At 69.3% G+C, this 13,940-nt stretch carries 12 protein-coding genes and 2 riboswitches; of the genes, 10 read left to right on the forward strand and 2 right to left on the reverse strand.

Annotated features, from left to right (window positions below; genetic code table 11):
• The first annotated feature begins 29 nt into the window (after positions 1 to 29).
• The 3 genes from OB2597_RS18630 (at position 30) to metK (ending at position 3,783) form a co-directional block, all read left to right on the forward strand.
• A complete protein-coding gene (locus tag OB2597_RS18630) occupies positions 30 to 983 on the forward strand; it encodes a hemolysin family protein (protein WP_040609444.1) in 954 nt (317 codons plus the stop codon).
• Entirely contained in the window at positions 980 to 2,506 is a 1,527-nt protein-coding gene (lnt, locus tag OB2597_RS18635; RefSeq protein WP_009807169.1) for an apolipoprotein N-acyltransferase, read from the forward strand. The genes OB2597_RS18630 and lnt overlap by 4 nt, the downstream gene beginning before the upstream one ends.
• Before the next feature lie 39 nt (positions 2,507 to 2,545).
• Positions 2,546 to 2,595, forward strand: a riboswitch (SAM-SAH riboswitch).
• Positions 2,596 to 2,601: 6 nt separating this feature from the next.
• Complete coding sequence (gene metK / locus OB2597_RS18640; RefSeq protein WP_040609968.1) at positions 2,602 to 3,783, forward strand: methionine adenosyltransferase; 1,182 nt, start codon at positions 2,602 to 2,604, stop codon at positions 3,781 to 3,783.
• Between the two features lie 159 nt (positions 3,784 to 3,942).
• On the opposite strand, the gene OB2597_RS18645 is transcribed toward metK, so the two are convergent.
• Positions 3,943 to 4,359: a DoxX family protein gene (locus tag OB2597_RS18645; protein ID WP_009807171.1), complete on the reverse strand. Its 417-nt coding sequence runs from the start codon at positions 4,357 to 4,359 to the stop codon at positions 3,943 to 3,945.
• A 395-nt stretch (positions 4,360 to 4,754) separates the two neighbouring features.
• Between OB2597_RS18645 and trmB the strand changes: the two genes are divergently transcribed.
• The 3 genes from trmB to gltX all read left to right on the forward strand — a co-directional run bounded on the left by trmB (position 4,755) and on the right by gltX (position 7,317).
• On the forward strand, positions 4,755 to 5,465 hold the full coding sequence (gene trmB / locus OB2597_RS18650) for a tRNA (guanosine(46)-N7)-methyltransferase TrmB (protein WP_009807172.1): 711 nt from the start codon (positions 4,755 to 4,757) through the stop codon (positions 5,463 to 5,465).
• A 34-nt stretch (positions 5,466 to 5,499) separates the two neighbouring features.
• A complete protein-coding gene (locus OB2597_RS18655) occupies positions 5,500 to 5,928 on the forward strand; it encodes a DUF1801 domain-containing protein (protein WP_009807173.1) in 429 nt (142 codons plus the stop codon).
• Positions 5,929 to 5,991: 63 nt separating this feature from the next.
• Positions 5,992 to 7,317, forward strand: coding sequence for a glutamate--tRNA ligase (gene gltX / locus OB2597_RS18660; RefSeq protein WP_009807174.1), 1,326 nt, complete (start codon positions 5,992 to 5,994; stop codon positions 7,315 to 7,317).
• A gap of 229 nt (positions 7,318 to 7,546) precedes the next feature.
• On the opposite strand, the gene OB2597_RS18665 is transcribed toward gltX, so the two are convergent.
• Positions 7,547 to 8,116, reverse strand: coding sequence for a gamma-glutamylcyclotransferase family protein (locus OB2597_RS18665; protein ID WP_009807175.1), 570 nt, complete (start codon positions 8,114 to 8,116; stop codon positions 7,547 to 7,549).
• 492 nt (positions 8,117 to 8,608) lie between these two features.
• Positions 8,609 to 8,698: riboswitch (glycine riboswitch) on the forward strand.
• A gap of 130 nt (positions 8,699 to 8,828) precedes the next feature.
• Between OB2597_RS18665 and gcvT the strand changes: the two genes are divergently transcribed.
• The 4 genes from gcvT to gcvP all read left to right on the forward strand — a co-directional run bounded on the left by gcvT (position 8,829) and on the right by gcvP (position 13,842).
• Complete coding sequence (gcvT, locus tag OB2597_RS18670; RefSeq protein WP_009807176.1) at positions 8,829 to 9,941, forward strand: glycine cleavage system aminomethyltransferase GcvT; 1,113 nt, start codon at positions 8,829 to 8,831, stop codon at positions 9,939 to 9,941.
• Between the two features lie 17 nt (positions 9,942 to 9,958).
• Positions 9,959 to 10,318 (forward strand): glycine cleavage system protein GcvH, encoded by a 360-nt coding sequence (gcvH, locus tag OB2597_RS18675; protein WP_009807177.1) that lies wholly within the window; start codon positions 9,959 to 9,961, stop codon positions 10,316 to 10,318.
• Positions 10,319 to 10,540: 222 nt separating this feature from the next.
• Complete coding sequence (locus OB2597_RS18685) at positions 10,541 to 11,005, forward strand: SRPBCC family protein (protein ID WP_009807179.1); 465 nt, start codon at positions 10,541 to 10,543, stop codon at positions 11,003 to 11,005.
• Positions 11,002 to 13,842 (forward strand): aminomethyl-transferring glycine dehydrogenase, encoded by a 2,841-nt coding sequence (gene gcvP, locus OB2597_RS18690; protein ID WP_009807180.1) that lies wholly within the window; start codon positions 11,002 to 11,004, stop codon positions 13,840 to 13,842. Before OB2597_RS18685 ends, gcvP begins: the two co-directional genes overlap by 4 nt.
• The last annotated feature ends 98 nt before the right edge of the window (positions 13,843 to 13,940 follow it).

Genomic DNA, 13,940 nt, shown 5'->3' on the forward strand with positions numbered 1-13,940 from the left:
TTCGCAGCGGCGACGAACGGTAAGGAACGATGGGCGACACGAACGACGGATCTTCTAACGCGGCGCAGGGCGCGCTGCCCGAGGGCCAGAACAGCACTACCGACGCTGACCGACCGCGCAGGCGGGGTCTCTGGTCTCGACTTTTCGGCGGTCCGTCCGTCTCCAGCCAGCCCGCCATGGGCGCTTCCGCACCGTCCGGAGCGGCGCCGCGCCAGGCGCACGGCATGATCAACCTGCGCCGCATGCGGGTCGAGGACGTGGCGATCCCCAAGGCGGAGATCGTGGCCGTCCCGCTGAACGCGACGCGCGATCAGCTGGTCAAGACCTTCAGCGACAGCGGCATGACCCGCCTGCCGGTGTTCCAGGACACGCTCGACACCCCCGTGGGGATGATCCACCTCAAGGATTTCGCGCTGCGCTACGGCTTCAACGGCAAGTCGGGGCGCTTTACCCTCAAGACCATGCTGCGCCCGCTGCTCTTCGTGCCGCCGTCGATGCCGATCGGCGTGCTGCTGCAGAAGATGCAGACCGAACGGCGGCACATGGCGCTGGTGATCGACGAATACGGCGGTGTCGACGGTCTCGTGACCATCGAGGACCTGATCGAGCAGGTGATCGGCCAGATCGAGGATGAACACGACGTCGAAGAGGACAAGTTCTGGACGCGCGAGGATGGCGCGACCTATCTCGCCGTCGCCCGGACCCCGCTCGACGAATTCGCCGCCGAGACCGGGATCGACCTCACGTCGCACGACAGCGTCGACGAGGAAGAGATCGACACGCTGGGCGGGCTGGTCTTCATGCTTTCCGGCCGCGTGCCGGCCCGCGGCGAGGTGGTCGAGCATCCGGCCGGTCACGAATTCGAGGTCGTGGATGCAGACCCCCGGCGGATCAAGCGACTGCGTGTCCGCCTCCGGCCCGAGGGCGCCGGGCCCAGGCAGACCTCGGAGGAGCCGGAGACGGCCGATCTCGCGGCGCAATGACCCGTGATCGCGCGGCGTCCTGGCCGGGCCGCATCGCCGCATGGCCCCTGCGCCGGCGGATGCTGCTGGCCGCCCTGGCCGGCGCGCTCGCCGGATCGGGGCAGGCCCCGTTCGGGCTCTGGCCACTGACGCTTCTCGGGCTGGCCGCGGTGCACGCGCTCGCGATGACCGAGGGTGCCCCGCGCCGGGTGGCGGCTGTCTGGTGGGCGGGGGGCGCGGGTTATTTCGCCCTCGCGCTTAGCTGGATCGTCGAACCCTTCCTGGTCGACATCGACCGTCACGGCTGGATGGCGCCCTTCGCCCTGGTGCTGCTGGCCGGCGGTCTGGGGCTGTTCTGGGGCGCTGCCGGCGCATTGGCCCGGCTGGTCGTGCCGGGGCAGGGCGGGGCCTTCGCCGCGGCCATGACCCTGTCGCTCGTCCTCTCCGGCTATCTGCGGGGCCTTCTCTTTACCGGGTTTCCCTGGGCCCTTCCGGGCCATGTCCTGATCGGCACGCCCCTGCTGCAGCTTGCGCAATGGGGCGGCGCCATGTTCCTGTCGCTGATCGTCGTCGGCTTTGCCCTGGCACTGCCCCGGGCCCTGGCCCGGCCCCGGCCGCGCCTCGCGATCTGGCTCGTCCTCATGGTGCCGCTGCCGGTGCTGGGCATGGCGCTCCTGCCGCCCCAGGCACCGGCCGAGGGCAGGCCCGTGGTGCGCCTCGTGCAGCCGAACATCCCGCAGCGCGACAAATGGGACCCGGCCAAGGCCACGGCCAATTTCGATCGCATGCTGGCGATGACGGCGGACCCCGGCGATCCCGACCTTGTCGTCTGGCCGGAGACGGCCATCCCCGCCTGGCTGGAGTCCATCCCCCATCTGCTGCCCATGCTCTCCGAGGCCGCCGGGGGCAGCCCGCTGGCCTTCGGCATCAACCGGAGCGAGGGGGCGCGGATCTACAACGCCATGGTGCTGCTCGACGGCGGGGGCGCCATCGACGACGTCTACGACAAGCATCATCTTGTCCCCTTCGGTGAATACATCCCCTTCGGCGACATCCTTGGCCGGCTCGGGCTGCGCGGTCTCGCGCAGCGAGAGGGCGGCGGGTTCTCTCGGGGAACCGGGGCGCGCCTGATGCAGGTGCCCGGCATCGGGAGCACCCTGCCGCTGATCTGCTACGAGGGGATCTTTCCGCGTCATGTCGCCGCGGCCGAGCGGCCCGAGGTCCTGCTCCTGATCACCAACGACGCCTGGTTCGGAACCGTCTCGGGTCCCTACCAGCATCTGGCGCAGGCGCGGCTGCGCGCGGTGGAACAGGGGCTCCCCATGATCCGTGTGGCCAATACCGGCATTTCGGCCGTGATCGACCCGGCGGGGCGTCTCAGCGGCGTCATGGCGCTCGGCACGGGCGGGGTGCGGGACGTGCCGCTGCCGCTGGCCGAGGAACCCACGATCTATGCCCGCACGGGCGACACCCCGATCGCGATCGCCCTGCTTGTCGCCCTTTCGGTGCTCCGGCTCCTGCGCCGGTTCGCCCGCCGCGTTTAGACGTTGACGCTCCGCAAGACGGGGTATAGGCGATATTGACCGCTGTCCCAACGGCTTCCTGACGGGACGGTATGACATCCATCGGAGCGCTTTTCATGACCCGCAAGAATTACATCTTCACCTCGGAATCCGTTTCCGAGGGCCACCCGGACAAGGTCTGTGACCGGATTTCCGACGCCGTCCTCGACGCCCTCCTGGCCGAGGAACCGCAGGCGCGGGTCGCCTGCGAGACCTTCGCGACCACCAACCGGGTGGTGATCGGCGGCGAGGTCGGCCTCGCCGACCAGGAGAAGCTGCATGACTACATGGACCGGATCGAGGACATCGCCCGCGCCTGCATCAAGGACATCGGCTATGAGCAGGACAAGTTCCACTATCAGACGGTCGAGGTGACGAACCTCCTGCACGAACAGTCCGCCCATATCGCCCAGGGCGTCGACGCACGCGACAACAAGGACGAGGGGGCCGGCGACCAGGGGATCATGTTCGGCTATGCCACGACCGAGACCGACGACCTGATGCCCGCGCCGATCCAGTTCGCGCACAGGATTCTCCGCCGTCTCGCCGAGGTGCGCAAGGACGGAACGGAACCGACGCTCGGCCCCGACGCCAAGTCGCAGGTGTCGCTCCGTTACGAGAACGGCCAGCCGGTCGAGGTCACGCAGCTCGTCCTGTCGACCCAGCACCATGACGAGACCCAGTCCTCGGAAGACATCCGCCGGCTGGTCGAACCCTACATCCGCGAGGTCATTCCCGGCGACTGGCTGACGGCGAACACCGAATGGTGGATCAATCCGACCGGCAAGTTCGTCATCGGCGGTCCGGACGGCGACGCGGGCCTGACCGGCCGCAAGATCATCGTCGACACCTATGGCGGCGCGGCTCCGCATGGCGGCGGGGCCTTCTCGGGCAAGGACCCGACCAAGGTCGACCGCTCGGCTGCCTATGCCGCCCGCTACCTCGCCAAGAACGTGGTCGCCGCCGGCATGGCCGAGAAATGCACGATCCAGCTGTCCTACGCGATCGGCATCTCGAAACCGCTGTCGATCTACGCCGACACCTACGGCACCGGCCATGTCGACGAATCCGTCATCGAAGAGGCGGTCGCCCGGGTCATGGACCTGACCCCGCGCGGCATCCGCGAGCACCTGCAACTGAACCGCCCGATCTACCAGCGCACCGCGGCCTACGGCCATTTCGGCCGCAAACCCGAAGCGGATGGCGGTTTCTCCTGGGAACGCACCGACCTCGTCGACGCGCTCAAGAAGGCCGTCTGAGCCGGCCTCCCCTACACGATCGCGCCCCGGCCTCGCGCCGGGGCCTCGCTCGAACTTCGCGCCACGAACGCACCGCGGGGCCTCGCCCGAACCACGGGCCATGATGTGACCCAAGTATTTCGACCGGGAGGCCCCGGCGCAGCGCCGGGGCACATTGCCTTATTCCGCCGGGGCGGCAGCGCGGCGTTCCACCGACAGGGCGCCTGCACCGAAGGCCACCACCATCAGCATGCCGCCGGTGATCGTCACGTTCTTCATGAAGCTGATCATCTGCATCTGGGCGTCCATCCCTTCCATGCCGAAGGACGGCACGAGGTGGAAGATGATCCCCGACACCAGCGAGAAGCCCGCCAGCAGGAAGGCCGCGATCCGCGCCTGCCAGCCGATCAGCAGGGCGATGCCGCCGACCAGCTCGACCAGGATGACGATCGGCAGGAGGCCGCCGGGCACGCCCATCATCTCCATGTAGCCCTGCGTGCCGGCATAGCCGGTGATCTTCTGCAGACCCGAGGTGATGAACATGAGTGACAGAAGAACGCGCCCGAGCGGCGCGGCATAGGGAAGGATATTGGTCATTGTGGTGTCCTTGTAGGTGATATGATGAGTTCGGTGTCCGCATGCCGCATATCGCCGCCTCGCACCACTCGGAGAATTTCGACATATCATGTGCGTCACCGCGCAGACGGAGTTTCCGGGGTCGCGCGCATCCCGACGCTCCGCCTGGCGCCGACCATCCGTGACGGTGCCGTCCGCCTGCCGGGCAATTCCGCCGAAGCCGAAGGTGTCACGCGGGAGGCTACGCCGCGTCCGGGAAGCGCGGCCGCCCGCGTGCAGCCGGGGCCAGACGAAGGGGATGGCCTTGCGCTGCAGCGCCGGACCGTCCCGCCGCCCGCGCGCCGCCGGGGCCGTCCTGGTCGGGTCGCGAAACGCCCAGGTTGATCCCGCGCGACCCGGACGCTAAGGCACCGCGCATGAGCAATCAGCATCCCTCCGGCGCCCCGTGGCGCAACTTCTACGGCCGGTTCAAGGGCAAGGCCCTGCGCCCCTCGCAGGAGGCCTACCTCGACGAGGATCTCGCCGCGCTCTCTCCCGGCCCGGTCGGATGGGAGGAGAACCCCGACCGCCGGCCGCTCGATCTCGGGGCGCTTTTCGGCGGGCGCGAGGTCTGGGTCGAGATCGGCTTCGGCGGCGGCGAACACCTTGTGCACCAGGCCGAGCGCAACCCGCAGGCCGGCATCATCGGGGCCGAACCCTACATCAACGGGGTCGCCATGCTGCTGGGCAAGATCCGGCAGGCCGGGGTCGACAACCTGCGGGTTCATCCAGGCGACGCCCGCGATCTCTTCGACGTGCTGCCAGCCGCCAGCATCTCGCGGGCCTTCCTGCTCTATCCCGACCCCTGGCCCAAGAAGCGCCACCACCGCCGCCGCTTCGTGACGCCCGAACACCTCGAGCCGCTGGCCGAGGTCCTGAAACCCGGCGCGATCTTCCGCGTCGCCACGGACATCCCCGACTATGTCCGCCAGACGCTGGAGCAGGTGCCGCGCCACGGGTTTGACTGGCTGGCCGAAAAGCCCGCCGACTGGCGCGAGCCGTGGGACGACTGGATTTCGACCCGGTACGAGCAGAAGGCCCTGCGCGAGGGCCGCACCCCGCACTATCTGACATTCCGCCGCCGCTGAAACCGTGGCGGACCGGGCGCAGGAGAGGATCTGCATGGCCGGACAGAAGACCAGACCCACCACCGTCACGCCCGAGGACTTCCTCGCCTCGGTCCAGCCCGCCCGCCGCCGCGCGCAGGGGGTCGTCCTGCGCGACCTCTTCGACCGCGTCACCGGCTGGCAGCCGCGCATGTGGGGCCCGTCCATCGTCGGTTACGGCGCCTACGACTACACCTATGCCAGCGGCCGCACCGGCACATGGCTGGCGACGGGCTTCTCGCCCCGCAAGGCCGCGCTCTCGGTCTACATCATGCCGGGCTATCAGGACTACGGCCCGATCCTCGACCGCCTCGGCCCGCACCGGAAGGGCAAGTCCTGCCTCTACCTCACCCGCCTCGACGCCGTGGACCATGACGTGCTGGCCGAACTGATCCGCACCGGCCTCGACGATCTTGCGCGCCGATGGCCCGTCCGGCCGGAATGACCCGCCGCTGATGGACATTCCCGCGCCTTTGTGACAAAGCGCGCGGGCATCAGGAGCCTGCCCATGACCGTCACCCGTTTCGCCCCCTCGCCGACCGGCTATATCCATGTCGGCAACCTGCGCACCGCGCTGTTCAATTTCCTGATCGCCCGCAAGCAGGGCGGCACCTTCATCCTGCGGATCGACGACACCGATCCGGAGCGCTCGAAAGAGGAATATGTCGACGCGATCAAGCAGGATCTCGACTGGCTCGGCCTGCACTGGGACCGGGTGGAGCGGCAGTCCGAACGGCTTGACCGCTATGCCGAGGCGGCCGACCGCTACCGCGAGATGGGCCGCTTCTACGAAGCGTTCGAGACGCCGACCGAGCTTGACCTCAAGCGCAAGAAGCAGCTCAACATGGGCCGCCCGCCGGTCTACGACCGCGCCGCCCTCGCGCTGTCGGATGCCGAGAGGGACCGCCTGCGCGCCGAACGCGGGCAGGGGGTCTGGCGCTTCAAGCTGGATCACGAGCGGATCGAATGGACCGACGGCATCCTCGGCCCGATCTCGATCGACGCGGCCTCGGTCTCGGACCCGGTGCTGATCCGGCAGGACGGGCAGGTGCTCTATACGCTGGCCTCGGTGGTCGACGACACCGAGATGGGCGTGACCCATGTGGTGCGCGGCTCGGACCACGTGACCAACACGGCGACCCAGATCCAGATGATCGACGCGCTCGGCGGCGCGGCCCCGGCCTTCGCGCACCATTCCCTGCTGACCGGCCCGCAGGGCGAGGCGCTGTCGAAGCGTCTCGGCACCCTGTCGATCCGCGACCTCCGCGCGCGGGGCGTGGCGCCGATGGCCTTGCTGTCGCTGATGGCGCGGCTCGGCTCGTCCCGGCCGGTCGAGCTGCGCGCCTCGGTCGACGAACTGGTCGAGGGGTTCGATCTGTCGCAATTCGGCTCCGCCCCGACCAAGTTCGACGAGAACGACCTCTTTCCCCTGACGGCCCGGGTCCTTCAGTCGACCCCGCTGTCGGCCGTGAGGGACCGCCTCGCTGCCGCCGGCGTGCCGGAAGACCGGGCCGAGGCCTTCTGGTCCGTGGTCCGCGACAACATCACCGTGCTCGACGAGGTGGACGCCTGGTGGATCATGATGCGCGACGGGGCGGATCCGCTGGTCGCCCCCGAGGACGAGGATTTCATCCGCGAGGCCATGCCGCTCCTGCCCGAGACCATCGACCAAAGCACCTGGAGCCAGTGGACCGGCGCGGTGAAGGACAAGACGGGGCGCAAGGGTAAGAGCCTCTTCATGCCGCTGCGCAAGGCCGTGACGGGGATGGAACGCGGGCCCGAGATGGCCCAGCTGCTGCCCCTGCTGCAGGTGATCCGGGCGCGGAATTTCTGATCGCGTCGCGGTGCGTCTAAGCGCGCACCCTACCCAACCCGTAGGGTGCCTGCTCGCACGCACCGCCCGCGGCGCCGCTCCGCACTTCCCGCCGGGCCTTGTCCGACCGTTAACCCCGGGCTCGAGCGGGGTTCTCCCCCGGGCACGCCCGACCGGCGCGGTAGGCTGGGCTTCAGACCGGACACCTCCGGGGCCTAGATTGGCATGCCGCCCGGTGCGCGCGCCCGGCCTATTCGTCGAGGATCTCCACCCCCAGCTCCCGCAGGTGCCGGTCGACCAGGCCCGTCTCCTTCGCGCTCAGCGTCTGCGCCCGGGGATATCGGGGCGCCGCGCGGTCGTTCAGGATCGGCCCGTCCCAACCGGCCGTCGTCTCGAAGAAGTGGCGGCCGCCCTCCTCGCCGAAGACCCTCAGATATCCCTGCACCACCACGTCGAGATAGCTGAGCAGCACCGGCCGGTGTCCTTCTGCCGGACCGTGCTTGTCCCGGGGGATGTGGTAGACGGCGATCTCGCCCGCATCCTCGGCCGCGTGACTGATCCCGTCCAGAAGCGCGACACGGTCGTAGCCGAGTTCGCGCGCGTCGAGCGCGGTCCAGTCGGCGCCCGGTACCGCCGCGATCAGTCCGTCGATGGCGACGCCGTCGCAGCGCTCGGCCGTCAGAAAGGCCATGTCGCGGATCGGCGTGTGCCGCCAGACCCGCCGCCATCCCGACAGCCGGGCCGGATGCGACCGTCCGTAGACATGCGTGGCGGTGTTCACCAGGCTGCCATATCCGAAGAAGTAAGGGTCCCTTTGCATGCCGTGCCTCGTTCCGTTCTGAGCCGCATCGCGCTGGCCAAGCCTCTACGCTGACCCCGTCAGGCCGGTGATCGGCCGGACGGAGCCCCGGAGAGCCGAGTACCACGGGTCCGCAGGGGAGATCCAACATCTCGGTGCGGGCCGGTTCCCGGAGGCGTCGCGGAGGCGTCGCGGAGGCCGGGCCCGATCGTCACGGCAGGGCCTGCGCCGTCGGAGAGATCGACCGGCCCGGGCGCGCGTCTGTCCGGCATCGCTGCGCTGGCGCGCCGTCCGACCGGCAGCTGCAGCGCGCCGAGGCGCCGGCGCGGAACTGCCCGCTGTTCGGGCCTGCCGCCCGCGCGACATCTGCGCCGCGCCGGCCGAACCCCGGCCGCATCGCGGCGGCGCCCGGAGCAGGCCGATGCTCTTGCCGGCCAGCGGCCCCCGCGTCCCGTCCCGCGAACGGTGCGCACTCTGGCTCTTGCGTGACCGGCGCGGGCAGGCTAATCCAGAGACATCGGACAGGGAGAACCGGCCGCGCGCCGGTGCCGAAGGAGCAACCGCCCCGGAAACTCTCAGGCCAAAAGGGACCTGCCGGTATCGAACTCTGGAGAGTGGCGCGGACCCGCGCCCGCCGAAGGGATAGCGATCTCAGGCGCAAGGACAGAGGGGGCATCGTGGCGCGTGACGCGCCAGCGGTGCCGGGCGTTTCCCGGAACAGACGAGGACCGGGATGAACGACCTGCAAAGCCTGCCGTTGAACGACCTGCACGTCGAACTGGGCGCCAGGATGGTGCCCTTCGCCGGCTATTCCATGCCCGTGCAGTACACGGCCGGCGTGATGAAGGAACACCTCCACACCCGCGAGGCCGCGGGGCTGTTCGACGTGTCCCACATGGGCCAGGTGCTGCTCAGGGGCGAGAACCCCGCCCGAGCCTTCGAGGCGCTGATGCCCGTGGACGTGGTCGGACTGAAGGAGGGCCGCCAGCGCTATGGCCTGCTGACCGACGACACGGGCGGCATTCTCGACGACCTCATGTTCTCGAACCGGGGCGATCACCTCTTCACCGTGGTGAACGCCGCCTGCAAGGCGGATGACATCGCCCATATGCGGGCCGCCATGCCCGGCGTCGAGGTCGAGGAGGTCACCGACCGCGCCCTGCTGGCCCTGCAGGGTCCCCGGGCCCAGGCCGTTCTGGCCGCGCTGGCCCCCGAAGTGGCGGACATGAGGTTCATGGATGTCCGCACCGTCGCCCTCTGCGGTGCCGAATGCTGGGTCTCGCGCTCCGGCTATACCGGCGAGGACGGCTACGAGATCTCCGTGCCCGCGGACAGCGCCGAAACCCTCGCCCGCGCCCTGCTCGACCATCCCGACACCCTGCCCATCGGCCTCGGCGCCCGCGACAGCCTGCGGCTCGAGGCGGGGCTCTGCCTTTACGGTCACGACATCGACACCACGACCACCCCGGTCGAGGCCGGCCTGCAATGGGCCATCCAGAAGGTCCGGCGCGCCGGCGGCGACCGCGCCGGCGGCTTTCCGGGTGCCGACCGCATCCTGAAACAGCTGGCCGAGGGCGCGGAGCGCAAGCGCGTCGGCCTCCGCCCGCAGGGTCGTGCCCCCATGCGCGAGGGCGTGCCGCTCTTCGCCGGTGAAGCCGCGACCGATCCGGTCGGCACCATCACCTCGGGCGCCTTCGGGCCGACCGTGCAGGCCCCGGTCGCCATGGGCTATCTTCCCATTGACTTGGCGGCGCAGGGCACGATCATTTCCGCTGAGCTGCGGGGCAGGCGGGCGCCGGTCGAGGTCGCCCCGCTGCCCTTCACCCCCGCGAATTTCAAGAGATAAGGATCAGGGAGACCGCGATGAAATTCACCGAAGAACACGAATGGCTGCGGCCCGACGGCGACGAGATCGTGGTCGGCATCACCGAACACGCCGCCGAACAGCTGGGCGACATCGTCTTCGTCGAACTGCCCGAGGTCGGCACCGAGGTCTCGAAGGACGACGAATGCGTCGTGATCGAATCGGTCAAGGCGGCGTCGGACATCCTCGCGCCGCTCGACGGCGAGATCACCGAGGTGAACGAGGCGCTGGTCGAGGATCCCGGCAAGGTGAACGAGGATCCCATGGGCGACGCCTGGTTCTTCAAGATCAAGCCCTCGGAGCCGTCCCAGATGGACGACTACCTCTCCGAGAAGGAATACCAGGACCTGATCTCCTGACCGGACCCATGACAGCGATCGGCACCTTCCCGCGAACCGGCCCGATGGGCCGGGCCTCCGCCTCGCGACCCTTCATGGCGCGGGGGCCGTCGGGGGATCCTGGGGTCAGGCCCGAGGATGACTGCGGCGCGCGCCCCGCCGGCGCGCACCGGGTGGGCGCCCGCCGGTTCACGCCCCGCCATCCCGTGCGGCACCCGATCGAACGGCCGGAGCGGTGAGACCATGACCGGCCCCCGCACCGACAGGGCAGAGCGCATCGTTCCCGCCGCACCCGCGCGCCTGTCCGGGCGGCGCGCTCCGGACGGCGCGCGGGCAGAGGTCGCCGCCCGCGACCGTCGCACCGGCGGCGACGTCTGCATGGTCCGGCGTTTCCTTTCCGGCGGCGACGGCAACACCGGCCCCGCCCGCGACGAGGTCGCGGGGCGCTTTGCCGAAGGAACGCCGCCCGAAAGCCTCGCCCGCTCGATCCGCGTTCCGGCCGCCAACCCGGCCTTTGCCGGACCCTTGCGGATGCACCGGAGCTTCAGCCCTCATTCCCACGGCACCCGTGTCCGGGTCGCCTCTCACGGTGTGCCGGCGGGCAAACTCGCCGCCCCCGCCGCCCCCCGCGCAGTGGCCCCCTCGCAGGGCCTCGCCAAACTCTCCGCCCTCTTTGCAGCTGCCCCGACGTCGAAGGAGACGACATGACCTTCACCCCGACCGGTTACGACGCCTATGATTTCGCCAACCGCCGCCACATCGGCCCCTCTCCGCAGGAGATGGAGGAAATGCTGGCCACCATAGGCGTCAACTCCCTCGACGAACTGATCGACCGGACCGTGCCCAGGGCGATCCGCCAGGCCGAGCCGCTCGATTTCGGCGCCCCCCTGTCCGAATCCGAACTGCTCTCGCACATGCGCGAGGTCGCGGGCCGCAACACCGTCCTCACCTCGCTGATCGGGCAGGGGTATCACAACACGATCACGCCGCCCGCGATCAAGCGCAACATCTTCGAAAACCCCGCCTGGTACACCGCCTACACCCCCTACCAGCCCGAGATCAGCCAGGGCCGGCTCGAGGCGCTGCTGAATTACCAGACCATGGTCTGCGACCTCACCGGGCTCGACATCGCCAATGCCTCGCTGCTGGACGAATCCACCGCCGCCGCCGAGGCGATGACCATGGCGCAGCGTGCCTCGAAATCGAAGAGCATGAAGTTCTTCGTGGACGAGGCCTGCCACCCCCAGAACATCGACGTGATCCGCACCCGCGCCGAACCTCTCGGGATCGAGGTGGTGCTGGGCCGTCCCTCGGATCTCGTGGCCGACGAGGTCTTCGGCGCGATCTTCCAGTATCCCGGCACCAACGGCGTCCTGCGCGACTTCACGCCCCAGATGGAGGCGCTGCACGCCGCCAAGGCCATCGGCATCGTCATCGCCGATCCCATGGCGCTCTGCCTGCTCAAGGAGCCGGGGGCCATGGGCGCCGACATCGCCGTCGGCTCCACGCAGCGTTTCGGCGTGCCTCTGGGCTACGGCGGCCCCCATGCCGCCTACATGGCCTGCAAGGACGCGCTGAAACGGTCGATGCCCGGCCGGATCGTCGGGGTCTCGATCGACGCGCGCGGCAACCGCGCCTACCGTCTGTCGCTCCAGACCCGCGAACAGCACATCCGCCGCGAAAAGGCGACGTCCAACGTCTGCACCGCCCAGGCCCTGCTGGCGGTCATGGCCTCGATGTACGCCGTCTTCCACGGTCCCTCCGGGCTCAAGGCCATCGCCCAGGGCATCCACGCCCGCACCGTCACCATGGCCCGGGGCCTGCGCGACGCCGGCTTCGACGTCTTCCCCAAGAAGGTCTTCGACACCGTCACGGTCGAGGTCGGCCCCTTCCAGGGCGCGATCCTGAAATCCGCGGTCGAAGAGGGTCTGAACCTGCGCCGCGTCGGCACCACCCGTATCGGCATCACGCTCGACGAAGTGACCACCCCCGACACCATCGCCGCCGTCTGGCGGGCCTTCGGCATCACGGGCCCGGTCCCCGAAAGCACGACCTACGACCTGCCGGAAAAACTGGTCCGCGAGACCCCCTATCTCACCCACGAGATCTTCCACATGAACCGGGCCGAGACCGAGATGATGCGCTACATGCGCCGCCTCGCAGACCGCGACCTCGCGCTCGACCGGGCGATGATCCCGCTCGGCTCCTGCACGATGAAGCTCAACGCCGCGGCCGAGATGATCCCGGTCAGCTGGGACGAAATCAGCTCGCTCCACCCCTTCGTGCCCGCCGACCAGGCCGAGGGCTACACCCACCTGATCGCCGACCTCTCGGCCAAGCTCTGCGCCATCACCGGCTACAACGCCTTTTCCATGCAGCCGAATTCCGGCGCGCAGGGGGAATACGCGGGGCTGCTGACGATCCGCAACTTCCACATCGCCAACGGCGAGGGCGACCGCGACGTCTGCCTGATCCCCATGTCCGCGCATGGCACCAATCCGGCCTCGGCCCAGATGGTCGGATGGAAGGTCGTGCCGATCAAGTCCGCCGCCAACGGCGACATCGACCTGCAGGATTTCGAGGCCAAGGCGCAGGAACATGCCGGCCGGCTCGCCGCCGCCATGATCACCTATCCCTCGACCCACGGCGTCTTCGAGGAAACCGTGACCGAGGTCTGCAAGATCGTCCACCAGCACGGCGGGCAGGTCTATATCGACGGCGCCAACCTCAACGCAATGGTCGGCCTCTCGCGTCCCGGCGACCTCGGCGGCGACGTCAGCCACCTCAACCTGCACAAGACCTTCTGCATTCCCCATGGCGGCGGCGGCCCCGGCATGGGTCCGATCGGGGTCAAGGCGCACCTGATCCCGCACCTGCCCGGCCACACCGCCCAGGGCGGCACCGGCGCGGTCTCGGCGGCGCCCTTCGGCTCGCCCTCGATCCTGCCGATCTCCTGGGCCTACTGCCTGATGATGGGCGGCGAGGGGCTGACCCAGGCCACCCGGGTCGCCATCCTCAACGCCAACTACATCGCCGCGCGGCTGAGAGAGGCCTATCCGATCCTCTACAAGGGGCCTCTGGGCCATGTCGCGCATGAATGCATCCTCGACACCCGGCCCTTCGCCGAGGTCGGGGTGACCGTCGACGACATCGCCAAGCGCCTGATGGACTGCGGCTTCCACGCCCCCACGATGAGCTGGCCGATCTCCGGCACGCTGATGGTGGAACCCACGGAATCCGAGACCAAGGCCGAACTCGACCGCTTCTGCGACGCCATGCTCGCCATCCGCGAGGAGATCATGGACATCGAGAGCGGCCGCCACGACCACGCCGCCTCGCCGCTGGCCCATGCGCCCCACACGGTCGAGGATCTCGTCGGCGACTGGGACCGCGCCTATTCCCGCGAACAGGGCTGCTTCCCCCCGGGCGCCTTCCGCGTCGACAAGTACTGGCCCCCCGTCAACCGCGTCGACAACGTCTGGGGCGACCGCAACCTGACCTGCACCTGCCCCCCGATGAGCGACTATGCCGTGGCGGCGGAATAGGCGCCCGGCCCCTGCTTCTTTGGTCGGAAAAATATCCTCGGGGGTAGCCCGGACCGCCCCGGCGGTCCGGGCGAAGGGGGCAGACAGCCCCCTGTGCC

It is taken from the genome of Pseudooceanicola batsensis HTCC2597 (assembly GCF_000152725.1).
Classification (GTDB): Bacteria; Pseudomonadota; Alphaproteobacteria; order Rhodobacterales; family Rhodobacteraceae; genus Pseudooceanicola; species Pseudooceanicola batsensis.

Bases quoted from the DNA above. Each gene is read 5' to 3' on its own strand.
- OB2597_RS18685 (WP_009807179.1), top strand. From the start codon at position 10,541: ATGACCGGCCCCCGCACCGACAGGGCAGAGCGCATCGTTCCCGCCGCA.
- OB2597_RS18655 (WP_009807173.1), top strand. From the start codon at position 5,500: ATGGCCGGACAGAAGACCAGACCCACCACCGTCACGCCCGAGGACTTC.
- gcvT (WP_009807176.1), top strand. From the start codon at position 8,829: ATGAACGACCTGCAAAGCCTGCCGTTGAACGACCTGCACGTCGAACTG.
- OB2597_RS18645 (WP_009807171.1), bottom strand. From the start codon at position 4,359: ATGACCAATATCCTTCCCTATGCCGCGCCGCTCGGGCGCGTTCTTCTG.
- gcvP (WP_009807180.1), top strand. From the start codon at position 11,002: ATGACCTTCACCCCGACCGGTTACGACGCCTATGATTTCGCCAACCGC.
- lnt (WP_009807169.1), top strand. From the start codon at position 980: ATGACCCGTGATCGCGCGGCGTCCTGGCCGGGCCGCATCGCCGCATGG.
- metK (WP_040609968.1), top strand. From the start codon at position 2,602: ATGACCCGCAAGAATTACATCTTCACCTCGGAATCCGTTTCCGAGGGC.
- OB2597_RS18665 (WP_009807175.1), bottom strand. From the start codon at position 8,116: ATGCAAAGGGACCCTTACTTCTTCGGATATGGCAGCCTGGTGAACACC.
- trmB (WP_009807172.1), top strand. From the start codon at position 4,755: ATGAGCAATCAGCATCCCTCCGGCGCCCCGTGGCGCAACTTCTACGGC.
- OB2597_RS18630 (WP_040609444.1), top strand. From the start codon at position 30: ATGGGCGACACGAACGACGGATCTTCTAACGCGGCGCAGGGCGCGCTG.
- gltX (WP_009807174.1), top strand. From the start codon at position 5,992: ATGACCGTCACCCGTTTCGCCCCCTCGCCGACCGGCTATATCCATGTC.
- gcvH (WP_009807177.1), top strand. From the start codon at position 9,959: ATGAAATTCACCGAAGAACACGAATGGCTGCGGCCCGACGGCGACGAG.